The organism is Desulfomonile tiedjei (assembly GCA_016212925.1).
Taxonomy (GTDB): Bacteria; Desulfobacterota; Desulfomonilia; order Desulfomonilales; family Desulfomonilaceae; genus JACRDF01.
Map to the genome: position 1 here is coordinate 54,656 of JACRDF010000027.1, position 23,087 is coordinate 77,742.

At 53.9% G+C, this 23,087-nt stretch carries 17 protein-coding genes; 12 read left to right on the plus strand and 5 right to left on the minus strand.

The features are described 5' to 3' along the window. Window positions 1-29 precede the first annotated feature (29 nt). The 8 genes from HY913_12495 to HY913_12530 all read left to right on the plus strand — a co-directional run bounded on the left by HY913_12495 (window position 30) and on the right by HY913_12530 (window position 10,356). Entirely contained in the window at window positions 30-1,862 is a 1,833-nt protein-coding gene (locus HY913_12495; GenBank protein MBI4964090.1) for a PEP-utilizing enzyme, mobile region, read from the plus strand. A 25-nt stretch (window positions 1,863-1,887) separates the two neighbouring features. Beyond that, a complete protein-coding gene (locus HY913_12500) occupies window positions 1,888-2,967 on the plus strand; it encodes a phenylphosphate synthase subunit beta (protein MBI4964091.1) in 1,080 nt (359 codons plus the stop codon). Window positions 2,968-3,732: 765 nt separating this feature from the next. Then, window positions 3,733-5,151 (plus strand): phenylphosphate carboxylase subunit beta, encoded by a 1,419-nt coding sequence (gene ppcB, locus HY913_12505; GenBank protein MBI4964092.1) that lies wholly within the window; start codon window positions 3,733-3,735, stop codon window positions 5,149-5,151. Window positions 5,152-5,264: 113 nt separating this feature from the next. Beyond that, on the plus strand, window positions 5,265-6,923 hold the full coding sequence (locus HY913_12510; protein ID MBI4964093.1) for an AMP-binding protein: 1,659 nt from the start codon (window positions 5,265-5,267) through the stop codon (window positions 6,921-6,923). After that, entirely contained in the window at window positions 6,923-8,167 is a 1,245-nt protein-coding gene (locus HY913_12515) for a Tm-1-like ATP-binding domain-containing protein (protein MBI4964094.1), read from the plus strand. Before HY913_12510 ends, HY913_12515 begins: the two co-directional genes overlap by 1 nt. Before the next feature lie 163 nt (window positions 8,168-8,330). Then, window positions 8,331-8,972 (plus strand): CBS domain-containing protein, encoded by a 642-nt coding sequence (locus HY913_12520; GenBank protein MBI4964095.1) that lies wholly within the window; start codon window positions 8,331-8,333, stop codon window positions 8,970-8,972. Between the two features lie 41 nt (window positions 8,973-9,013). Next, window positions 9,014-9,376, plus strand: coding sequence for a lactoylglutathione lyase (locus tag HY913_12525; protein ID MBI4964096.1), 363 nt, complete (start codon window positions 9,014-9,016; stop codon window positions 9,374-9,376). Between the two features lie 389 nt (window positions 9,377-9,765). Then, window positions 9,766-10,356 (plus strand): HD domain-containing protein, encoded by a 591-nt coding sequence (locus HY913_12530; GenBank protein ID MBI4964097.1) that lies wholly within the window; start codon window positions 9,766-9,768, stop codon window positions 10,354-10,356. Window positions 10,357-10,378: 22 nt separating this feature from the next. On the opposite strand, the gene HY913_12535 is transcribed toward HY913_12530, so the two are convergent. The 4 genes from HY913_12535 to HY913_12550 all read right to left on the minus strand — a co-directional run bounded on the left by HY913_12535 (window position 10,379) and on the right by HY913_12550 (window position 14,385). Next, window positions 10,379-11,884: a PAS domain S-box protein gene (locus HY913_12535; protein ID MBI4964098.1), complete on the minus strand. Its 1,506-nt coding sequence runs from the start codon at window positions 11,882-11,884 to the stop codon at window positions 10,379-10,381. Window positions 11,885-11,905: 21 nt separating this feature from the next. After that, complete coding sequence (locus tag HY913_12540; protein ID MBI4964099.1) at window positions 11,906-12,796, minus strand: methylenetetrahydrofolate reductase; 891 nt, start codon at window positions 12,794-12,796, stop codon at window positions 11,906-11,908. A 33-nt stretch (window positions 12,797-12,829) separates the two neighbouring features. Then, window positions 12,830-13,399 (minus strand): response regulator, encoded by a 570-nt coding sequence (locus tag HY913_12545; protein MBI4964100.1) that lies wholly within the window; start codon window positions 13,397-13,399, stop codon window positions 12,830-12,832. Between the two features lie 692 nt (window positions 13,400-14,091). Further along, window positions 14,092-14,385, minus strand: coding sequence for a hypothetical protein (locus tag HY913_12550; protein ID MBI4964101.1), 294 nt, complete (start codon window positions 14,383-14,385; stop codon window positions 14,092-14,094). A 200-nt stretch (window positions 14,386-14,585) separates the two neighbouring features. On the opposite strand from HY913_12550, the gene larC reads away from it, so the two are divergent. From larC to HY913_12570, 4 genes are all read left to right on the plus strand, one after another. Then, window positions 14,586-15,773, plus strand: a complete 1,188-nt coding sequence (gene larC / locus HY913_12555; GenBank protein ID MBI4964102.1) for a nickel pincer cofactor biosynthesis protein LarC — start codon at window positions 14,586-14,588, stop codon at window positions 15,771-15,773. A gap of 40 nt (window positions 15,774-15,813) precedes the next feature. Beyond that, on the plus strand, window positions 15,814-16,473 hold the full coding sequence (locus HY913_12560; protein MBI4964103.1) for a hypothetical protein: 660 nt from the start codon (window positions 15,814-15,816) through the stop codon (window positions 16,471-16,473). A 394-nt stretch (window positions 16,474-16,867) separates the two neighbouring features. Continuing rightward, window positions 16,868-21,457 (plus strand): ankyrin repeat domain-containing protein, encoded by a 4,590-nt coding sequence (locus HY913_12565; GenBank protein MBI4964104.1) that lies wholly within the window; start codon window positions 16,868-16,870, stop codon window positions 21,455-21,457. A gap of 229 nt (window positions 21,458-21,686) precedes the next feature. Further along, entirely contained in the window at window positions 21,687-22,121 is a 435-nt protein-coding gene (locus HY913_12570) for a DUF4345 domain-containing protein (protein MBI4964105.1), read from the plus strand. A 44-nt stretch (window positions 22,122-22,165) separates the two neighbouring features. Here HY913_12570 and HY913_12575 read toward each other — a convergent pair whose 3' ends face one another. Further along, a complete protein-coding gene (locus tag HY913_12575; protein MBI4964106.1) occupies window positions 22,166-22,651 on the minus strand; it encodes a ferritin family protein in 486 nt (161 codons plus the stop codon). Window positions 22,652-23,087: the final 436 nt, after the last annotated feature.

Genomic DNA, 23,087 nt, shown 5'->3' on the forward strand with positions numbered 1-23,087 from the left:
ACCCGCCCCAACCAACAGGAGGAGGAGAGATGGCTGACCTAAAGTTCCCTAGTCCTCATGAGGTGGAAAGACTTCCAGGAACCGACGGATGGGAGCGGATGTACCCGAATCACTATCAGTTCAGCACCGAGAACCTGGAACGAAAGAGTTACGAAGAGGGCATGTTCTGGTTCTACGACGGGCTGCACTATCCGGAACCCATGTATCCCTTTGACATTATCTGGGACGAGGCTTGGTTCCTGGCATTGTCACAGTACAACAACCGTATTTTCATTGTGCCGCCGGCAAAGGGTATCGATCACCGCATTGTCAACGGCTACATCTACATCACGCCTCTGCCGGTGACCAACCAGGAAGAGATCCCCAAGCGCGTGGAAGAGTTCATGAAACGCGCTGGTTACTACTACCAGAACTGGGTTGATCTCGAGAAAGCCTGGGAAGGAAAGATGCGAGGGATTATTCAGCAACTCGTCGACATCGAGATCCCGACCCTACCCGAAATGGAAGAGGAATCGGTGGTTTTCGAGGGCAAGGGGATTTCAACCGGCTACAGGTTGCTCAATGCCTACGACAAGCTCATAGACCTCGGCATCCTCTGCTGGCAGTACCACTTCGAGTTCCTGAACCTGGGGTATGCGGCGTACGTTTTCTTTATGGATTTTTGCCAGAAGGCCTTCCCGGACACGCCCCCGCAGAAGCTTACCCAGATGGTGAGTGGAATCGACGTGATTATGTACAGGCCGGACGATGAACTGAAGAAACTGGCAAAACTTGCCGTTGAATTAGGCGTGGACGACCTCTGCCGGAAAGGCGATTGCGAGACCGTGCTGAAGGCAATGCAGGGTTCGGATAACGGCAAGAAGTGGCTGGAGGCTTTCGAGAAGGCTCGTGATCCGTGGTTCTATGTGTCTTCCGGCACCGGGTGGTATCACACCGATTTTTCCTGGAACGACGACTTGAACCTGCCTCTCTCCTTCATGAACATCTACATCGATAAGCTCAAGGCTGGAGAGTCTATCGAGCGTCCCATGCGGAAAGTGCAGGAGGAACGCGATAGGTTGACTGAAGGCTATCGGGCGCTGCTCAAGACAGACGAGGACCGGGCTACTTTCGATCAGATGCTGACTCAAGCCAGGACCGTTTTCCCTTACGTCGAGAACCACCTGTTTTACGTGGAGCATTGGTTCCACAGCATCTTCTGGAACAAGATGCGAGACGTGGCCAAGATCCTTTTGGAATTCCAGTTCATCACGGATGTCGAGGACATGTGGTTCATGACCCGTGCAGAGATCAAGGACGCACTCTGGGACGTGGTCACATCATGGGCCACAGGCTGCAAACCACGCGGACCTCTCGTTTGGCCCAAAGAAATTGCCTGGCGTAAACAGTGCATGGAAAGGTTCCGGGAATGGACTCCGCCTTCTGCTATGGGCACGGTTCCTGAAATGATTAACGAGCCCTTCACCATTCTGCTCTGGGGAATCACTTCCGAGTCCATGGCCAATTGGGCCAAGCTAAAAGCGATAAAGGAAGGGGACGTCTCGAAGATCGTCGGGTTCGCCGGCTCACCGGGGACCGTTGAGGGTCCGGCTCGCGTTTGCCGTAATGTCAGGGAAATTGCAGAACTCCAAGAAGGAGAGATCCTTGTGGCTACCACGACCTCGCCGAGCTGGGCGCCCGCGTTCCAGAAGATCAAGGCAGCGGTGACCGATGTGGGCGGTGTCATGTGTCATGCCGCCATCGTATGTCGTGAATACGGCCTCCCCGCGGTGGTGGGGACGGGCTCGGCGACATCGAGGATCAAGACCGGCCAGAGGATCAGGGTAGATGGGGCCACAGGGGAAATAGACATCATCTCGTGAGCCTTCAAGGGCGGAGGATCTATCCATGGAAATCCGCGAATGCGTGCTCCCTTTCGAGGCATGCGATCTGACCATGGTGAACAGGGTCGGAGGGAAGTGCGCCAGCCTCGGCGAACTGCTAAGAGCACAGATCCCCGTTCCTCCAGGCTATGCGATCACCACCGACGCTTATGAGCATTTCCTGGAGGAAAACGGCCTTTCGCGGAAGGTATTGGCAAGATTGGACAATCTGGATGAACTCAACATCAATGAAGTCAATAGCGCCTCGGCCGACATTAGATCCTGGATAGAAGCCGGGACCATCAGCCTGCCAATGGAGGACATTGTAGCTGAGCACTACCGACTGCTGTCTCGAAGGGCCAGAACCCCAGCGGCTCCAGTCGCGGTCCGATCGTCGGCCACTGCGGAAGACCTTCCCAACGCGAGCTTTGCCGGCCAGCAGGATACATACCTTTGGGTGAGAGGAGTGGACGATCTGCTCGACAAGATACGCAAGTGCTGGTCGAGCCTGTTCACGCCTCGGGCCATCTCGTACCGGATCAAGATGGGCTTCGATCACTCCAAGGTCCTGATAAGTGTGGCCGTCCAGAAGATGGTCAGGTCTTTTACCGCAGGGGTGATGTTCACTCTGAACCCCTCGACAGGCGACCCTGCAACCGTGGTTATCGATTCCAACTGGGGCTATGGGGAGAGCGTGGTGTCCGGAGAGGTCACTCCGGATCAGTTCCAGGTTAACAAGATCACAATGGAAATCACAAAGAAGACCGTGTCTGACAAGGCGGTCTACTACACTACCGATCCAGAGACGGATGAGGTGAAAAAACTGGAAGTCGACGCTGAGCGCCGGGTGCAGCAAAGCCTCCTGGACGCGGAGATCTTGGATCTGGCCAAGCTGGCCAAACGGATAGAGAAGCACTACGGAAAGCCCATGGACATCGAATGGGCTACGGAAAAATCACTCCCGTACAAAGGGGAGGTGTTCATTCTCCAGGGCCGGCCTGAAACGGTGTGGAGCCAAAAAGAGGTGAAGCCCATCGTCGAGCCCAAGAAGAGCGCGCTGGAACACATTGTGGCCGGGCTCCTCGCGGGGAAAAAGATCAGGTAGGAAATACGGTTGGACTGGGGCCTTTACGCCCGTGTTTACCGGTCCCGATAGGACAAGGGGAGCGCTCCTCAAGGAGCGAAGGGTGAAGTACGCCCCAAAAGGCAAGCTGAAGCCGTACTCGGTACCAAAAAGAATAATGTCCGTTTCACCAGCAGTTAGGCTTATGGGTTAACAACAACGAGAGGCTCTCCGTCACCCCGGCGAAAACCCATAGGCGCTAACTTTAGTGCCTAACCTTTTTCGTCCCAGAGGGACGAGACGAAAGTAGCCCGGCGATTCATCGCCGGGAAAGGGGTTAAAGAGACCCGTAGTCCCAGAGGGACGGCCGAAGAAGTTATTGAGGAAGCTTACCGATCGGTCGTCCCTACCGGGACTAAAGAATTTTTTGATTTGTGCCTGAGCCGGCGATAAATCGCCGGCCTACTCTCAGGTGTTCCTCCGGAACACTGGGGAGGACGACCTTTAAGTTAACGCCTGGGCGAAAGCCGGGGTCCAGAAGTTGCGATAAGAAGGCACGATTGAATCCCGCTTTTCGCGGGACTGGATTCCGGCTTCCGCCGGAATGACGGGACGCCGCCAGGCCCGGTGCCCAGGTCAGTGGCACCCAACAGCCCATCAATGTCGGTCCAGGGGTGCCACGGACCTGGGCCTCGGCAGGTCCGTGTTTGACTCAGCGGATCATTCATTGTTTGGCCGGGCATTGGCATCAGGCCGCGGTAACGCTTGCTAAAGCCGAATAACAAGATTTTCAAGGAGAACTGGACCATGAAGGAAATGAGAGATTTCATTAAGAGGTGCGAAGAAGAGGGAGAACTCCTGCGTATTAAGAAGGAGGTGGATCTGCACCTGGAATTGGGTCATATCGCCAAGCTCAGCGAAGAACGCAAGGGGCCGGCGCTCTTGTTCGAGAACATCAAGGGTTACGACATCCCCGTCCTGACGAGCGCTTTCACAACCGCCAGGCGTTTTGCCATCGCGCTTGAGATGCCTCTTGACTATTCCATTTGCGACATGGCTCGCCAATGGATGCAGCTCACCACCAAGAAACCCGTCAAGGCCGAGATTGTTAAATCAGGCCCCGTCTGCGAGATGGTCATAGAGGGCAAGGACGTTGATATCGAGGCCCTCCCTGCGCCTTTCTTCAATCCATTGGATGGCGGCCGATTCATAGGCACAGCGCACTACGTGGTTACCCAGGACAAGGAAACCGGATGGACCAACTGTGGCACCTACCGGATGCAGATCCACGATCGCAACCATTCAGGCATCCAGATCATCAAAGGCAAGCACGCGGACTTCCACTTCAACCAGCACAAGAAGGACGGCACAAAGATGCCCGCGGCCGCGGTCATAGGCTCGGACGCGGTCCATTTTCTCGTTTCATCGACCCTGGTGTCAGCCCAGGTGGATGAATACGACATCATCAGCACTCTCAGACAGGAACCCTGCGAAGTATTCATCAGCGACCTGACAGGCCTCAAGCTGCCTGCGCACGCGGAAATCATACTCGAAGGGTGGGTTGATCCCGAAGATCTCAGGGAAGAGGGCCCCTTCGGCGAATACACCGGTTATTACTCCGGCGCCAAAGGAGAAGAATGGCCGAAGCAAGTGCTTCATGTCGAAAGGATACTCCGCCGCAAAAAGCCTATCTTCTGGGCGACCACGGTCGGAAAACCGATCACTGACACTCATATGATTCAATCTCTCAATCGTACCGCCACCTTGTGGACCGACCTTGAGGCCATGAAAGTACCGGGGATCAAATCGGTTTACTTCCTTCCCGAGTCCACGGGGCGCTATTGGTGCGTTGTTTCCGTGGAACAGAAATATCCGGGTCACTCCAATCATGCGGGCAACGCGGTGATTGCAACGACTACCGGCCATTATGGGGTCAAGGGAGTCATCGTCGTTGATCACGATATACCCGCGGACGACTGGGACAGGGTGATGTGGGCCCTTTCCGTCAGGTTCGATCCGAAGCGTGATGCCCAGATCATCGACCGAGGGCGCTCCACTCCACTGGATCCAGCCCTGCCAATTAATGCGCGGCATATCACGTCGAGAATCATTTTGGACGCGTGCACTCCATACGAGTGGGAAAGGAAGCCCATAGAGATCTTTCTAGACGAAAAAATGAAAGCCAAGGTCCTTTCTCAATGGAAGGACTACGGCTTCGAGGACTAGACCATAGCGGTGCACGGCCGGCAGTCGCGGCCGACAATCGGGAAGCCTGTTTGAAACACCGCTTCGCATCCAGCCTTTAGGAAACGGGGCTTTGCAAAGGAGGCAGCTTCCTCATGAAGCCGATCCGATATACCGATCAAATCATAGACGAATTCAAGTCACAGGGGCTCTGGACACAGGAGACGTTTACCGACTTCTGGCTCAAGAATGCACGTGAAAAGCCTGACAATGAGGCCCTGGTGGATTCCTCCATAAGGGTTACCTGGGCTGAGGCGGCAAAATTGATGGACCGCTTTGCCCTGGCGTGGATTTCGTTGGGGCTGGAGAGGGACGACAGGGTTATCCTTCAGTCGCCCAACTGCGCTTACGGGTTCCTGGCACGGATCGCATGCGAGAGGGCAGGGCTGATAAACATCACCGTGATGCCTTACCTCAGGCACAAGGAGCTTGCGCACATTATCGGGAGGATTGATCCTCGGGCGATAATTGTTCCGGGAATTTATCGGAAGTTCAATTACCTCGAAATGGTTCAGGAAATCCAGGAGGAGTTCCCGAATTTAAAGTACACGTTTCTCCTCGATGAGACTATCCCCGCTCCCTATCCCGAAGACGTTCACTCGCTCATGGAGATTGCCAGGCAACCGTGGGAAGAAAAGCTGGACCGAACGGTTCTTGAAAAGAGGCGCTTTCATTCCACAGAGGACGTCGGCGCCCTGACCAGCACTAGCGGCACCACGGGGTTGCCAAAGATTGTCGAGTGGCCTCTGGCCCCACGGTTGATGACTTCCAAGTGTCGTGTCGAAATCTGGCAGCTCACGGGGAACGACGTGGCCCTCGCTGTGGCACCCTTCGCAGGTGGAGCCGCCGGGACCCTGACGTACTTCGCTGCTCCGCTGGTTGGAACCAAGATAGTGCTACTGGAGGAGTTCACACCCGAGGGAGCGCTGGAGGTGATCCAGAAAGAGAAGGTCACGGCCATAGGAGTCGTCCCTACCCATATCATCCGCATGCTGGAGCAGGACCTCTCCAAATACGACCTCTCTTCTCTCAGGTTCATTCGTTCCGCGGGCGGCTATCTGCCGCCAAAAGTAGCCATGGAGGCGGAAGAGCGCCTGGGCGGTCGAATCACATCCGATCTTGGGACGCAGGATGTCGGGTCGGTATCCGGCTGCTCGGTGGACGATCCGGGCGATGTAAGGCGACGCACCGTTGGCAAGCCCCTTCGAGGGAACAAGATCAAGTTGCTCGATGAAAATGGAAAGGAGGTAGCGGAAGGAGAGCCTGGAATACTCTATTTGAGAGGCCCTCATTCGCCGGCCGGGTACTGGCGGGACCCGGAGACGACGAGAGAAGTCTTTGACAATGACAACTGGACCACCACGGGCGACATCGTCAAGCTGGAAGAAGGCCGCATATGGATCATGGGCCGCCAGAAGGACATGATAATCCGGGGCGGACAAAACATTTACCCAGCGGAGGTCGAAGGACTTCTGAACGAGTATCCCCAAATTGGCTCCATCGCTGTTGTCGCGATGCCGGACAAAGAGTATGGCGAAAGGGCTTGTGCGTACGTTGTGCCGAAAGCCGGCGAGGACGTCACCTTCGAGGACATGGTCTCGTTCTTGAAGTCCAAGAAACTGGCCATGTTCAAGTTGCCGGAACGCCTTGAAATCATCGACGCCATGCCTATTGTCGGTGACTCGGGAAAGATCGACAAGAAGGTTCTCAAGAAAGACATAGAGGACAAGCTCGCTGCTGAAGGAAAAGTGTGATGGAAAGCATGATCCTGCTGTTATCCACTCTCGATACAAAGGGTGTGGAGACGCTATATCTTAGGGACAGAATTCGCGACCAAGGAGCGACTGTTCTCGTGCTGGACATGGGCATGTCCGGCAGTTCCCCGGAGGCTGACATCACCCCGGAGGAAGTAGCCAGGGCGGCAGGAGCGAACATCGAGGACATTCGCGCTTCCACGGAGCGCAAGAAGATCACCCGACAGATGATAGACGGCTCCATAAGGATCGCGAAGGATCTCCTGGAACAGGGGAGGCTGGCAGGGATCGTCGGGTTGGGCGGCTCCACAGGGAGCCTTATGGCCACGGACGTCATGAGGTCCATAGCGTTCGGTGTCCCAAAATTGATGGTGTCTTCCACAGCGGCTTTGCCCGGGCTCTCAACTCGGTACATCGGGACCGGCGACATAATCATATTCCATACGGTTATAGAGATTTCCGGGCTTACAGCACCGTTGCGTAACGTGCTGGATAGGGCGGCCTCAGCTATAGCCGGCATGGCCAAGGTGGCGCCTTTGACGGTGCAATCCGTCCGCGGGGATGGCAGGCCGCTCGTGGCAATGTCTATGTTCGGACCCACAGAGAGGTGTGCCCATCACGTCCGGCATGGCCTCGAGCGAGAGGGCTACCAGGTCATCGGGTTCTCCGCCGCGGGCGTCTGTGACAGGGCAATGGAGGACATGATCGGCCTGAAATTCTTCGATGGGGTGGTGGACCTGGCGCCCGGAGGAGTGGGGGAAGAACTCCTCGGAGGAATGCGAGCGGCCGGACCTGAGCGGCTGACTGCTGCCGGCAAGTTGGGTATCCCCCAGGTGGTAGCACCCGGAGGAGTCAACCTCATGAGTCCTCGCAAATCGCGCTACAAGCCGGAGTACCACCAGCGCAAGAAGTTCGATATGGACGAGTTGCGCACTTTCTTGCGGCTGTCTGTCGAGGAAATGGAACAAGTGGCCCGGACTTTTGCCGATAAGCTCAGCGCATCCCTCGGCCCTACGATTTTTCTGTTTCCGACACAAGGGTGGTCGGCCGTAGATCGGCCGGCCAGTCACATGTTTTCCAGAGAGGATGATTGGCTGTTCCTCAAAGCCCTTAAGGAGAGTGTGAGCCCAAAAGTGGTTATTCGTGAGGTCGACGGCAATCTGGAAGATGACGCTTTCGCGGAGTCTGTGGTAACCGCTTGCCTGGAGATCTTTCCCCATCCGGAGTTGAAAACATCGCATTAGCGCCGGGTGTTCCAATGCTGCGTTATGGTCGAACAAACACCATCGTGAGCGCCTTTGGTAAGGGCACGGCATTCCGTGCCCTCACAACTCCAACGCGACCAGTGCCGATTTTTTGGACCATGGCACGGCCCAAGCCGATGGCCTCATCACAAGGGAGGCGCCGATGTTCGTAACCAATTGGATGCTGCCGGCCCACGTTTCCATTTCCAGTGACGCGTTGGCCACTGAAGCGCTATTGCTGATTCGTCAGCACAATCTGAAAATCCTCCCGGTGGTCGACGGCGGGCGTCTCCGTGGGGTCCTCCACCGCAGAGACCTGAGCGAGGCAGCGTTGTGCGTGAGCGGTAGCGGCGATCTTTGCGAAATGAATTACTTCTGCAACAAGCTCAAAGTGAAGGACCTCATGGTTCGAATGCCTGTAACTGTTTCTAAAGACGACACAGTCGAGAAAATCCTGATCAAAGGCAAAGAGCTTATGATGAGCAGCTTCCCTGTGATGGATGGGGACCGGATCATCGGCGTAGTATCGGATCGTGAGATTTTCGTGACTCTTTTCAAGCTGTTGGAGGCGGGCGAGGAACGGATACGGATCACTCTCAGCAACGTTACACTTGACCAGGGAACCCTCGCTGAAATACTCCGAATAGTGGAGGAGAACCACACCACGGCCCGGGCCATATTCACCGTTCCGGAGGGCAAGAGTGGCAAGGTCCGCGTCGTGCTCCGAGCGCAATCCGACCATCCTGAGGCCGTCAAAAAGGCCCTTGAGGAAAAAGGCTACGATATTCTGGAATACATCGCCTGATGCTACGAAATTTGAAATCAATATTGCAGGGAGGGCGAGAAATGATGAACACAGTCTGTTTCTTCGAGATACCCGCGGATGACCCGGAATCCTTGCAGCAGTTCTACCGGGACATGTTCGGATGGACTTTTGAGAAGATCCCCGGCGCATTCAGATACTACAAGATCCAAATGGCGCAAGAAATGCCTAGAGGCGGGCTGACTGCCCGTCAGGACGCGAAACATACCCCGGTCAATTACGTCAAAGTTGCGTCCATTCCTGACGCGCTGGCAAAGGCTCAAAAACTGGGCGCAACAGTCGCTGTTGAAAAGAAACCGGTTCCCGGAGCAGGCTGGTATTCGGTGCTCCTGGATCCCCAGGGCAATCGCATCGGCCTGTGGGAGGATGACCCGGCCGCGGCCTAAAAAGAGCACAAAACCGGGGAATTTCCGGAAGAGCTTCCGGGGAGGCCCTTTTTGCAAAAAGGCCCTCCCCAGACCCCTCCCCAAAAACTCCCATAATTTTGCTCCATTGCCGCCGTGGGCGACAATGGGCAGGTGTGGAACACTCCGATGTCTCCTTCACTCCAGTAAGGCTTTTGAAACTGGTTGCAATAGCGGAGTGCGTTCAAACGAGCAAATTAGGGAGAGAGCCGTTCTGCAGAAGGGTGCGGGTACCCTCGGCGGGCGGCCACATCTTCCTTCGAGTCGCCCGGTTTTGGACAGCGGCTGAGCCGGCCTAAAGACGCATTGTCGCCCTGCGCGCAGCAGTTTTTACAAAAAGGTTCTCCCAGCTATTCGGACACGGAGCCGCCGTGCAAGGGATCTATCTCAAGATATTCGATCTGGCCGGGCCGTATCTGGACACCCGAGACAATGATATCCACACTCGCATCGCGTACTCTTTCGCGGTGAGGCTTTTGGAGGCCGAAGGCGGGGACGAGAGAGTCGTTCTTCCGGCAATTTTGCTTCACGATCTGGGATGGAAGATGGTTCCCGAGGACCTTCACCTCAAGGCGTTTGGACCGGGGAAGAACGATCTGGAGATCAACAGAATTCACGAGGTGGAAGGGGCTAAGAAGGCGCGTGAAATCCTTGAGTCTGTGAATTACGATCCCGAATTGACGGAACAAATCGTTACGATTATTTCCGGCCACGATTCCAGGAAAGAAGCGCTGTCGCTCAACGACGCCATTGTAAAGGATTCAGACAGGTTGTGGCGGTTCTCCGAAGAAGCCTTAGAAGTAGACCCGAAGCGCTTCCGCGTCGATCCTGCGGTTCACACGGAATGGCTGAAACACCAGATTGACCATTGGTTCTATACGCAGACCGCGAAGAAACTGGCCAGGGAGGAACAAAAGCTGCGAGCCATAAACTTCGGCTTGCTGCAAGAAGAAGATCAATAGCGGACAGAAGGTCCCGGTTCAACTAATTTGCATGCGGGGTTACCGGCAGGGAAATGGTGAAGACCGTGCCTTTGCCGACCTCGCTGGCCACATCAATTTCGCCGCCGTGTTCCTTGATGAATCCGTAGCAAATGCTCAGGCCCAGCCCCACGCCTTTTACTTCGTTCTTTGTAGTGAAGAAAGCGTCGAAGATCCTCTCGAGGTTCTCGGGAGGAATGCCAACCCCAGTATCCTCGATGGTCACCAAGATTCTGCGTCGGCCGCGATCGAATCGGCTTGTCACTCGAAGGTCTCCCCCCGACGGCATGGCCGTGTTCGCATTGATGATCATGTTGATGAACACCTGTTTTAGTTGGTTCTCCACCGCCGGGAATTCCGGTAGGTCGGGTGACAATTCGGTTGTAACGTTTATGTTGAGGTTCTTGAGCTGCTTTTCGTAGAAGAGGAGTGTTTCCTCGATCAGTTTATTGATGTCCGTCGGGCTCTTCTTCTCATCATCAGGCCTGAAAAACTTCAGCATTTTGATTAGAAGCCCGGATGTGCGTTTACACTCATTGTAAGCCAGATCCAGAAATTTCCGTTTCTCGTTTGCCGGTGGCACGACTCCTTTGACGAGTTCCAGGCAGTTCATGATGCCGTATATGGGGTTGTTCAACTCGTGAGCGAGCTGTAGGGCCATTTTCCCCATTGCGGAAAGCCTTTCCGACTGAATAAGTTGGCGCCGAAGTCGCTTTGCCTCCGTAATATCTCTCATGAGCCCCTGATAGCTCATGATTTCGCCTTCGGCATTTCTTGTGGCATACCCGCTCATGGCAATGTCCCGAATGGTTCCGTCTTTTCGCACAAGTTGCAACTCGTAGTCATTCACCTCCCCGTAATTGGTAAACTTTCTCCTGAAATCCAATACAGCCTCGGGGTTCACGAACAGGTCCTTATAGTAATTCATGCCCATGAATTCCGCCCGGGTGCGGCCCACTATTTCGCAAAGCGCTTCATTGCAGTCTATGACCGTGCCTTCCGCGTCGGAAATGAAGACACCGTCGCGTATGTTGCCGAACAGGTTCTTGTATCTCGTCTCCAGTATCTGCAATTGATCCGACATCAGCTTCTCTCGGGTACGATCCACCACGAAGCCTCTGTATCCGCCGACCTTTCCAAGTCTGTCCCGCCACACGTGACTGGATAGACTGACGTAGATCACCTGGCCGTCTTTGCTCCTAAAAGTCCCTTGATAGTCCCTTACGAACCCCTGCCGTTCAATAATAGCCTGAAATCTGGGCCTTTCCTCAGGGTCGGCCCACAGCTCCGTGTTCAGGTCCAGGCAAAGCACATCTTCGGTGGCTCTGTATCCCAACATTTTCACAAGCGCGTCGTTGCAGTCCAGGAACTGCCCCTCACGTGTGGATATGTAGAAGCCGTCGCGGGCCTCGGCGTAGAATTCGACCTTGTTGCGCTCGATGTCTTCCAATCGTTTCTCAATCTCGTCCATGCTCATGTCATGGACGGATACAAAATCCCTGCGGGACATGCTCTCCTCCACGGGGTCGACTCATACCTCAGGATTCATCTCAGTCCTCTTGAGGTCTTGAAGAAGCTTGCCGATTTTGCTTTCCCATCCGAAAGGAAGTATATGTACGCCGGAGCAAATGTCTTTGAGCCGGTTCGCTGTCTCCAAAAGGATTTTGGCGGATTCGTCAAATTCGACCGCCGCGCCCTCAAGTCTTCGGATTATGTGGCCGGGAATGTTGAGCCGGGCGACTCTTTTCAGCATCCTCGCATTTGTGCTGGAATGGAGCATAAGAAGTTCCGCTATGATAGGGACCCCAAGCGGAGCCACTTTCTTCACGAATTTGGAAAACTGATCCACGTCGAAGACCGGCGTGCTTAAAAAGTAATTCGCTCCTTTCTCTACCAATGCCTCCATTTCGTGGAGCTGCATGTCAGGGACATTTCCGCCGAATCCCGCCTCCACTTCTGAACCGATGAGGAACTCCTTTCGACCGTCCAATTCCTTTCCATTCACATCGACTCCCTTTTCCAGCGCTTCGATCACTGAAAAAAACTTGCCCATGTCCACATGAAAGAACATCGCCTCCTGGAGAGAATCGCCGGTAATCCGATATTCGTCCGAAAATACGAGGAGGTTTTCCACTCCAACCGCTGACGCGTGAACCAAGGCCTCCTGGATTTCCAGGCGATTGCGATCCCTGGTGCCTAGCTGAAACACCGGATCGAACCCCTTGTCTCGAAGCAGACGGCAAAGCGCCAAAGAATCACTAATCGCAGCATCCGTGGAAAACCGATCGAAACGGACTCCGTTCACTTGGCCCCGGAGATTACAGATTTCGTCCAAATATTCTTCCGGAGTCCGCCCATGGGGAAGTTGAACCTCACAGGTGACCAGAAACCTCTTTTTTTCAAGAGATTCTTTTAGGCTCACGACACTGTCTCCCTTCCAAGCGGTTGATGTCCATCAAGTCAGTCCCAGAAGGCCGGCCACCTCCGTCTTTAGCTTCTCCAAAGGCAGCGGCTTGGAGAAGCAAATGTCCGCACCGTGCTTCTTCATTTTCTCGTAGCTTTCCTCATCCAGGTACGCGGAAAGAACAATGATCTTTATATGAGAAGTTGCCGGATTCTGCCTCACCCTTTTGCACACCTCGTACCCGTCGATGTCCGGCATCATGATGTCGAGGATAAGCAGATCGGGCTTGAAGTGGCTCACCTGCAAACCGGCCTCGAATCCGTCGGACGCGGAGATGATCTCATAGTCATGAGGCTCTTCTTCAAGTGAATGGACGATGGTTTCCACAATCAACTTGTCGTCGTCGATCACGAGGATCCTCTTGTGTTCGTCCGGCCCAAATCCACCGGCGATCGGCATGCCCATGCGGCGAAGAAACTCGTCCAGGTCCTCTTTCCTGATCCGACGATGTCCGCCCACAGTCCTGAAAGCCTTGATGTGGCCTTCGTCTATCCAATTGGAAACGGTCTTGGGGGAGACGCTGCAATATTTGCTGGCCTGATATACGGTGAGGACTTCCATATGGCACACTCCAGGGGACGCGGGTCGTATTTCCGCTATTTCCGTAATTACCATTATTTCTGTATTTGCCGGATTGTCAACGGGTTTTTCCGCTGGAATGACACTTCAAGTCACAAACGAAATCGTAAAAGGTTCTTGAGAAGGACTGATACGCGGGTCGCGTTCAAACAGTGAAAAGTCTGGTACGTCCAGCGAAGACCTGGGCAACCTGTGGACCGTGCCACCCCATAGCCGCTCCTGATTGGCTGTTGGGTGCCACTGACCTGGGCACCAGGTCAGTGCTGATTTGGACCTATGGTAATTTCCAAAATTGATGTCAGCTGGCCCCCAACAGACCTCCTGCCATTTCTGCTTTGCTCACCCCGTCGTTCCCGCGAAAGCGGGAACCCAGGGAATCCCGCGAGACGCGGGACTGGATTCCTGCTTCCGCAGGAATGACGGCATGGAGTTCCGTCGATTCGGACAAAAATCTGGCAACTACCATAAGTCATCTTCACCGTTTGAAGCGAACTCGTATGAGTAAGAAATTAGTAGGAGTCCTCCGATCACACGGAATGAACTCGAAGGGCTCCTCATATTTGGCCGGCCTCTTTGGTCAACGATAGCCGAAAGAACAACCCGTCGCCGCGAGAATAATCGGCACAGGCCTGCGCAAACGATCGCATTCTTAAGTACGGGGGTCTCATCCCAGGTCAGGCGCGCAGCCCGCATACTTCTTCGCAAGACGGGTACTGCTTTTCCGGAAACCAATGAGATGACTTCACGCAATCGCGGTAGCACTGCTCAGGCCCGTAAGAGGATTCCGACTTGGCTTCCCCCTCACCGCTTTCCATGGATCCCTCGACCCCGCGCTCTATCTTTTCCAGAGGAGAGCCCGCAATGTGGGCCCTGATTCTGTTGGCAGCAAAAAGCGCTATGGCCAGGAACATGAACCCGGTTATGGCAAGTATTAGAATTCCTACTATATTAAGTATGTTAATATCCATCTTTTGTCTCCTTGATGCCGACGCAGACTGCTTGTTCTGTTATATTTGATGCGACCCGGGCAGCTAGGGATTCAGAAGAACGGGGATTTTTCACGGGGCCGGCCGGCTACTATGAAGCACTGCACTTTTGTTTTCATTGCCAAATGCCGCAACTGCCGCGATAATTCGCGACGCGAAGGTACCCCCGAAAGGAACACCGCATGAAAATAGCCTATTTTGACTGTTTTTCCGGAGCGAGCGGTGACATGATAATGGCATCTTTGATTGATGCAGGCCTTGGGCCGGACGATCTCAAAGATGAATTGGCGAAGCTCCACCTGACCGATTACGACCTCCAAGTACGGAAAGCGACGAGGAAAGGCATTTCCGGAAGTCAGGTGACCGTTCTAGTCGGGGGCCATCACCATCATGAGAAGAGATCTCTGAGCAACATAAGAGAAATAATCGAACGTAGCGATCTGGACGAATCAGTCAAAATCAAGGCTGTGCGAATCTTTACAAGGCTGGCCGAGGCTGAAGCCCGCGTTCACGACATAGGTGTGGAAGAGGTCCACTTTCACGAAGTAGGGGCCATGGACGCCATCATAGACGTGGTGGGATCGGTTGCCGGGCTTGCCGTCTTGGGAATCGAGGAAATTTATTGTTCGGCACTGAATCTGGGAGGCGGCCACGTGAAATGCGCTCATGGGGTGCTTCCTGTGCCTGCGCCTGCCACTGCGGAGTTGGTAAAAGGTAAGCCGGTCTATTCGTTCGGGGTGGAGGGAGAGCTATTGACTCCCACAGGGGCGGCGATTTTGACCACACTGTCGTCCAACTTCGGGCCAATGCCGGCAATGACCGCTGATGGAATAGGTTACGGCGCTGGAACATCGGACTTCTCGGTCCCGAACCTCCTTCGCGTGGTGATCGGCAAGACTGCGGACAAGGCCGGAGACTACCTGTTGGAGCAGATAGCGGTCCTGGAAACCAACATCGATGACATGAATCCGCAGATCTACGAATATCTGATTCAAAGCATGCTGGAGAAAGGGGCGCTGGACGTATTCCTGGTCCCTGTACAAATGAAGAAAAGCCGGCCCGGAACCTTGTTGACCGTGACATGTTCCCCTGACCGGGTGGATGAGTTTTCGGACTTTCTGATGAGGGAAACCACTTCCCTGGGGGTGAGGTGGCGAATCGACCACCGTATCAAAGCTGAAAGGCATATAGAGGGACTGGACACCAAATATGGTCCCATCAGCTTCAAGGTTGCCACAGTAGCGGGTAAGATTGTAAATGTTACCGCGGAATACGAAGACTGCAAGCGGTTGGCCCTTGAGAAGGGGGTCCCGTTGAAAGAGGTAATGGAAGAGGCAAGAACTTTAGCGATCCGATTCATGGGGAAATAGACCTGTACGAACGTCAAATGCGAACTTTCGAGGGACAGTTATGAGCAGTGAAAATGCCCGTCAAGGATCAGTTCCTTTCGGCGATCATGATACGGTTACTCTCAGGCTCACATGCGATGCGGAAGGACTACCAAGCTTTTATCCTCTCTTACAGCACGGCGTGCTGGTCAAAGCGAGGCTTGGCGTCAGCGTGAGAAAGGTCCTTTGCGACCAACTAGGGGTGAGTTCCAAATACCTGGATGAGAGGATCAAAACGGTCTTCCTCGACGGGCAGCCGGTGGACGACGTGGACACCGCCATGGTAACGGAAGGATCGACAATAGCCCTGTCCGCCGCGTTGCCGGGGTTTGTTGGGGCGGCGCTTAGGAAAGGCGGCTTTTATTCGCGTATGCGCGCGGAGATAAGCCATTCGGGTAGAGAACGAGCGTCCAAGGCGGCCGAGGGGTTTTTCGTCTTGAAGCTCTACAACTTGGTGTTGCCGGAACTGGGGCCGCATTTTCTTGAGGCAGGCTTTTGGGTAAGCATTGAAGATCTGAACAGTTTTATTTCCGTCCGTTCGACGCGATTCTGGGAGGGATTGAAGAGAGCCGAGATCGACGGGCATCAAGTCGACTCGGGGGCCGTTCGGGATCAGGGGTGGGCAACGGGGCGTCGCGTTGTGTTCCTTGCTGTGAAAGCCTCCTCTGCTGAAGGGGCATAACGCCTCAAACACAACGATTCATTTTGCAAATGCCCGAATGGCGCATTATGCGGTCAAGAAACCAAAACTCCGCATCTTATGCGGGTCGATCGAGAAGCCCCTGGAAACGACTATCTTCGCACGCAGGCCTAAATTTCTAGCCGTTCGTTGCTGTGATGACCTCATAGTGGATCAGGACAATCTGATCGTTGCACAGAATTTGCACAAATTCTCCATGATGTTTTCATGCACGCTCCATCACCGTTGTACATTCACGTGATATGGTAAAGGAGTGAGTCAGCACGGTGAACACTGGGCTGTCAATGTGACGCTTTCCATTTCACTAGGGGAGCAAACTCAACAAGAGCGAATTCATGGACTATGGACGTACCTGCGACACGGAGGAGGATCACCAATGAGAACAAAACGTAATCGAGTAACCAGGATGCTCAGGACGGCTGCAATCTTGGCTTGTATGGTGTTGCCTGTATCCGGAATCGCTGCCGAGCCTTCAGTGAATAAACAATTGCAACCGGCAGCCAAAAAAAGTTCTCTGGGCCTCGACGTAAATCGCAAAGACGAAAGCGGGAAGACGTACCTCATGGACGCTGCCAGGGCAGGAGATCTCGAAGGCGTGAAACTCTTCATCGATGAGGGAGCCGACGTGAATGCCAAGGACAAAAAAGGCGAAACGGTGCTCATGTACGCAGCCAGAGGCGGCCGGCTCGAAGTTGTGAAATTCCTGCTCGACAAAGGCCTCGACGTCAATGCTAGCACCAAAGACGGCTCCACGGTCCTCGCGCACGCTGCCCAAGGGGGAAATCCTGAAGTCGTGAAATTTTTCATCGATAAAGGCTTCGCCGTAAATGACAAGGCTAAAAACGGCTCCACGGCCCTCATGCGGGCTGTCGCGTGGGGAAATCTCGAAGCCGTGAAATTACTGATCGATAACGGGGCCGACGTAAGTGCCAAAGACAAGAAAGGCGGGACCGCCCTGAGCATTGCTTCTGCCAATGGGCGGGCCGAGATTGTCGACTACTTGCAGGCTCGTGTGTTGCCGGTGCCCGCAATTGCCACCGATCCTTCCGTGAGCAAAGAACTGCTGTTAGCAGCCGACAAGGGTTCGCCGGAGCAGATCAAAGCCTTGCTGGTAAAAGGGGGAGACATAAATGCCAAGGACGGAAGCGGTGAAACAGTCCTCCTGAAGGCCGTCAGGCACAGAAATCTGGAAGCTGTGAAGTTCCTCATTGATAAGGGAGCGGACGTGAATGCCCATGACGAACACGGCCGATCGGTGGTCACGGACGCAGTCGAGTGGGAGAATCTTGAAGTCCTGAAACTTATTGTGGAGAGGAACGACGCGGTCCTCGTGGAGGCTGCAGGGAAGGGGCATCTCGAAATTGTGAAGTTCCTCGTCGATAACGGGGCCGACGTCAATGCAAGGGATGAATATGACTGCACCGCCCTCATGGCCGCTGCCCAGACGGGAAATCTCGAAATTATCAAGTTCCTCATTGATAAAGGAGCCGACGTAAGTGTCGAGACCGAAGAAGGCAAGACGGTCCTGACGGAGGTTATCGAGTCGCGAAATCTCGAAGTCCTGAAATTCATCATCGATAGGGGCCTTGATGTGGACGAAGACGGCAGAACGGCCCTCATGGATGCTGCCGGATCCGGAGATCACGAACTCGTGAAACTCCTCATCGAGTTGGGAGCGGCCGTGAATGCAATGTGCCAAAAGGGTCGAACAGCCCTCATTTACGCTGTCGAGTGGGGTAATCTTCAGAACGTAGAACTCCTCATTGAAAAAGGCGCGGATGTGAATGCCAGGACGAAACATGGTGAAACAGCTCTCATGCAAGCCGCGATTAGGGGACGTCTCGAAATCGTGAAGTTCCTAATCGATAAGGGAGCGGATGTGAATGCCCAGAGTGAATATGGCCGGACGGCCCTCATGGCCGCTGCCTGGAGGAAGGGAAATCTCGAAGTCGTGAAACTTCTGATCGAGAATGGGGCCGACGTGAATGCGAAAGGTGAAAATAGCCGGACGGCCCTCATGATCGCTGTCTGGAAGAGAGACCTCGAAATTGTAAAGTTTCTCATCGACAAGGGGACCGACGCGAACGCCAGGGACAAGTACGGTCGAACGGCCCTCAATTCCAAAGACCCAAACGGTGGGGCGCTCCTCAAGGACGCTGCCTCGGGCATAAGCCTCGAGATCGCGAAATTGCTCATCGCTAATGGAGCAGACGTGAATGTCAGGGACGAAAACGGCGAAACGGTCATAATGGAAGCTGCCATGAGGGGAAATCTCGAAGTCGTAAGACTCCTCACGGACAAGAGCGCAGACGTGAAGGCCGAGAACCACAGGGGCCGAACAGTCCTTATGGCCGCTGTCTGGGGGAAAAATCTCGAAGTCCTGAAGTTCCTCATCGATAAGGGAGCTGACGTGAACGCAAAGGGCAACCATGGTCAAACGGTGCTCATGGAGGCTGCCAGGACGAAAGATCTCGAAGTCGTGAAGTTCCTCATCGATTTGGGAGCAGATGTGAAGGCAAAGAGCCAAGACGGTCGAACGGCCCTCATGTACGCTGCCCAGACAGGAAATCTCGAAATTATGAAATCCCTGATCGACAAGGGAGCAGATGTGAGCGCCAAGGACAAACACGGCCAAACGGTCCCGATGTACGGTGCATGGGGCGGACATCTCGAAGGCGTGAAGTTACTGATGGAGAAGGGCGGCGAGGCCAAGGACGCAAGCGGTCGGACGGCTCTTATGGCCGCTGCCGAAAAGGGAAATCTTGAAATGGCGAAATCCCTTATCGATAAGGGCCTCGAAGTGAATGCCAAGGACAATCAAGGGCAAACGCCTCTCATGTGCGCTGCCAGGTCAGGAAAACTCGAAGTCGTAAGACTCCTCATCGATAACGGCGCAGATGTGAATGCCGGAGACAAAAAGGGCGCTCCAGTCCTTGTCTACGCTGTCTGGGGCAGAAACCTCGAAGTCGTGAAGTTCCTGATCGATAAGGGAGCCGACGTGCATGCCACGGACAAGGAAGGCAGACCGGTCATCATATACGCCACCAGTTCGCGAAATCCGGAACTCGTAAAATTCCTCCGCGATAAGGGAGCAGATGTGAATGCCAAGGCCGAAAGCGGCCGAGCGGCCCTCAAGGCCGCTGCTTCGTCCGGAGATCTCGAATCTGTAAAATCGCTCCTTGACAGGGGACTCGATGTGCATACGAAGGACAAGAAAGGCCGAACGCTCCTCATGGACGCTGTCAGCAACTACAAGAATCTCGAGGTCGTGAAATTCCTCGTCGAAAAAGGCCTCGACATAAATGCAAAGGACGAAGAGGGCAGCACAGTCCTCAAGTACGCTTTGTCGGGGAGAGACGTCGAAGTCCTGAGATTCCTCATCGATAAGGGGGCCGACGCGAGTGCCAAGGACGAAAACCGCCAAACGGTTCTTATGGACGCTGCCAGGACCGGAAATCCGAGAATCGTAGAATCCCTCCTCGACAAGGGAACCGACCTAAATGCGAAGGACAAAAATGGCATGACGGCTCTCATGCACGCTGTCTTCGGGAGAGACCCCGCAGTCGTGATGTCCGTGAACTCCCTCCTCGACAAAGGGGCAGACGTGAATGCGAAGGACAAGAACGGCATGACGGCCCTCATGCACGCTCTCTTGCAGAGAGGAAATCCCGGAGTTGTGAAGTCCCTGATCGATAAGGGAGCCGACGTGCATGCCAAGGACAAAGCGAGCCGAACGGTCCTTATGCACGCTACCAGGTCGGAAAATCTCGAGGTGGTAAAACTCCTCATTGACAAGGGCCTCGATGTGAACGCAAAGGACAATAAGGGGGAAACGGTCCTTATGTACGCTGCGAATTGGCGATACCTGCAGTTCGTCGATAACAGCTTCAAACTTACAACGGTCGTCGCTCACACCATTCCGCGAAAAGGCCTGGAGATAGTCAAATTCCTCATCGATCGGGGAGCCGATCTGCATGCCAAAGACAAGAACGGCACGACAGTCCTCATGTGCGCCGCCAAAGGAGAAAACCCCATAGAATTAGTGACATTTCTCCTCAATAAGGGCCTGGACGTGCATCCAAAGGACAATGAGGGCAAAACCGCCCTGATGTACGCTGCCTTGGGGAGAAATCTCGACGTTGTGAAGCTCCTCGTCGATAAGGGCCTCGACATGAATGCCAAGAACAAACAAAGCCAAACGCTCCTCATGTACGCTGCCAGGGGCGCGGCGCTGGAAGTGCTGAAATTCCTGCTTGATAAGGGCCTCGATCTGAATGCAAAGGACGAGAACGGCACAACGGTACTCATGTCTGCTGCCCAGGGTGGACATCCCGAAGTAGTGAAGTTCCTCATTGATAAGGGGGCGGACGTGAGTGCACAGAGCCAAGGCGGCCGGACGGTCCTCATGGATGCTGCCAGATCCGGAAATCTCCAGACCGTGGAATTCCTAGTCGATAAGGGTCTCGACGTTAATGCTTCGCAAAAAAACGGCATGACGGTCCTCATGTACGCTGTCGACGGGGGCGATCTCAGAGTCGTGAAATTCCTCATCGATAAGGGAGCCGACGTGAATGCCAGGACCATACAAGGCCGGACGCTCCTCATGTACGCTGCCAGGAGGGGACATCTCTCAGTTGTGAAGTTCCTCATCGGTAAGGGAGCTGACGTCCACGCCAAAGGCGACATCGGCCAGACGCTCCTCATGTACGCCGCAAGGTCCAGAAATCTCGCAATGGTAAAACTCCTTGTCGACAAAGGCCTCGACGTTAATGCTAAGAACGAAGACGGCTCCACGGCCCTCATGGCCGCTGTCTCGGGGGGAAATCCCGAAGTCGTAAGACTCCTGATCGACAAGGGAGCCCACGTGAATGCGAAGGATGAAAAAGGCCAAACGGCTTTGAGCTTTGCTTATGCCGTAAACAAGCTCGAGGTCGTTGAGTACTTGAAAGCTCATGGCGCAAAGTGATCGGCCCTCTGGCAATCACCCGAATGGCGTGTCATGCGAACCTGCAACGAAGAATCCGCGTGTTATTCGGATCAATCTAACTATTGTTGAGCGGAGATCAAGTGAGCAAAGCTATTTCCCGGTTCGGGGTCGGCGACCTTGTTACTGTAAAGCAAATGCCTCCGGCGGTTAGAGACATGCCTACGGAGACAATAGAAGCTTTTCAAGCGGCTGTTGGAAAGGTGCGACAATGGCGAAGAAAAGAATCCTCCAAGCCATTCTGGCAATTATAGGATCAGTCGCTGTTATCACAGGACTGCTGGGGATACTATTCGGGATCAAGGATGGATTCTATGAGATCAGTTTCAGTCATAATATCCAGGGCAATATCATTCTCGATAGCAACCTGCGCTACTTCAGTGGCTTATGGATGGGTTTGGGCTTAGTAATATTTTGGGTGATTCCTTCCATTGAACAGAAGAAATCTATTTTTCGCCTTATTTCGGGCGTGATATTTATCGGAGGCATTGGCAGAGTTATTTCGATTGTGAGTATGGGAAACCCTTCAACGCCGTTCATCTTATTCACTTTACTGGAATTGTTATTTCCCCTTTTAATCATTTGGCAAAATAAAATATCATCGTCGGAGGCCGGGTTATTAGCAGAACGGGTCGGCATTCTCTGAAGTCTCTTGCATGCTTGATTGGGGCCCGCTCAACCGCAGCGTTTTCAGCTTTCCAATTCGTGAAGCAAATCCATCAGGCGACTGATGTGATCGTGCTCTTCTGCAATGACTGTTTCGATGATTTCACTCTCGGTTGGGGCGAGTAGCTCTTTCAGAGCCGGGTACAATTGTATCGACTTTCTCTCGAACTCCATAGCGATTTCCACTGCTTCCACCGGGTCCGCGATTTCGGGAACAGTGCTCAAAATCTGATCCGTTGCCGATGAAACTCGGTCCCATATCAGTTTCTCTATATAGCGCCGGACTTCCACGGAATGCCCTTCCGGTAGGGCCTCACCGGCCAGCCTCCTTTTCATGTCGGCAAAAACTCGAACGTGTCGTTGCTCCGCGGCAATCAAATGTTCAAACACCAAGGTTACGGGCGGTCCGAGCGAAGCTTTCGCACAAGCCTTATAGAACCCCAGACCTTCGTGTTCCATTTCGATCGCCAGATCCAGGATTTCTGCGGGGCGCAGAAAGGGGTCGTCCATGGCTTGACCTCGTCTGACGGTATGACCGTCCGGTACAGTGACCAAGGGCTGGCTTCTCGATAAAGTGAGGGGGGAGCTTTATCGCAACTTCCGCATCTCGTTCGATGAATTCAGAAGTCGAAACTTATAGGCAAAGATACTATTGTTCGACCCGAACGATGTCAACAAAACCTGAATGCTCTCCATAACTATTCACTCCCGCGGGGGAATTGTCGATTATCTGTTAATGCGAGGAGTAAAACGACTAAGCAATCTCAACACTTAAAGGCAGAGATTGCTTCGCTGCGCTCGCAATTGTAGATGTTAGATAATTCGTGGACGAGGTATCCTCAGACAGGGGTAATAAGTCCATGAGAATCAACAGCCAAGATCAGACGATAAAGAGGAACTACATCCAGAAGTACCGGTTCTTGATCAGGGAATATGAGGATGTCAA

Excerpts from the sequence above, each read along its gene's own strand:
- HY913_12495 (MBI4964090.1), top strand. The coding sequence starts at position 30 with ATGGCTGACCTAAAGTTCCCTAGTCCTCATGAGGTGGAAAGACTTCCA.
- HY913_12500 (MBI4964091.1), top strand. The coding sequence starts at position 1,888 with ATGGAAATCCGCGAATGCGTGCTCCCTTTCGAGGCATGCGATCTGACC.
- ppcB (MBI4964092.1), top strand. The coding sequence starts at position 3,733 with ATGAAGGAAATGAGAGATTTCATTAAGAGGTGCGAAGAAGAGGGAGAA.
- HY913_12510 (MBI4964093.1), top strand. The coding sequence starts at position 5,265 with ATGAAGCCGATCCGATATACCGATCAAATCATAGACGAATTCAAGTCA.
- HY913_12515 (MBI4964094.1), top strand. The coding sequence starts at position 6,923 with ATGGAAAGCATGATCCTGCTGTTATCCACTCTCGATACAAAGGGTGTG.
- HY913_12520 (MBI4964095.1), top strand. The coding sequence starts at position 8,331 with ATGTTCGTAACCAATTGGATGCTGCCGGCCCACGTTTCCATTTCCAGT.
- HY913_12525 (MBI4964096.1), top strand. The coding sequence starts at position 9,014 with ATGATGAACACAGTCTGTTTCTTCGAGATACCCGCGGATGACCCGGAA.
- HY913_12535 (MBI4964098.1), bottom strand. The coding sequence starts at position 11,884 with ATGTCCCGCAGGGATTTTGTATCCGTCCATGACATGAGCATGGACGAG.
- HY913_12545 (MBI4964100.1), bottom strand. The coding sequence starts at position 13,399 with ATGGAAGTCCTCACCGTATATCAGGCCAGCAAATATTGCAGCGTCTCC.
- HY913_12550 (MBI4964101.1), bottom strand. The coding sequence starts at position 14,385 with ATGGATATTAACATACTTAATATAGTAGGAATTCTAATACTTGCCATA.
- larC (MBI4964102.1), top strand. The coding sequence starts at position 14,586 with ATGAAAATAGCCTATTTTGACTGTTTTTCCGGAGCGAGCGGTGACATG.
- HY913_12560 (MBI4964103.1), top strand. The coding sequence starts at position 15,814 with ATGAGCAGTGAAAATGCCCGTCAAGGATCAGTTCCTTTCGGCGATCAT.
- HY913_12565 (MBI4964104.1), top strand. The coding sequence starts at position 16,868 with ATGAGAACAAAACGTAATCGAGTAACCAGGATGCTCAGGACGGCTGCA.
- HY913_12570 (MBI4964105.1), top strand. The coding sequence starts at position 21,687 with ATGGCGAAGAAAAGAATCCTCCAAGCCATTCTGGCAATTATAGGATCA.
- HY913_12575 (MBI4964106.1), bottom strand. The coding sequence starts at position 22,651 with ATGGACGACCCCTTTCTGCGCCCCGCAGAAATCCTGGATCTGGCGATC.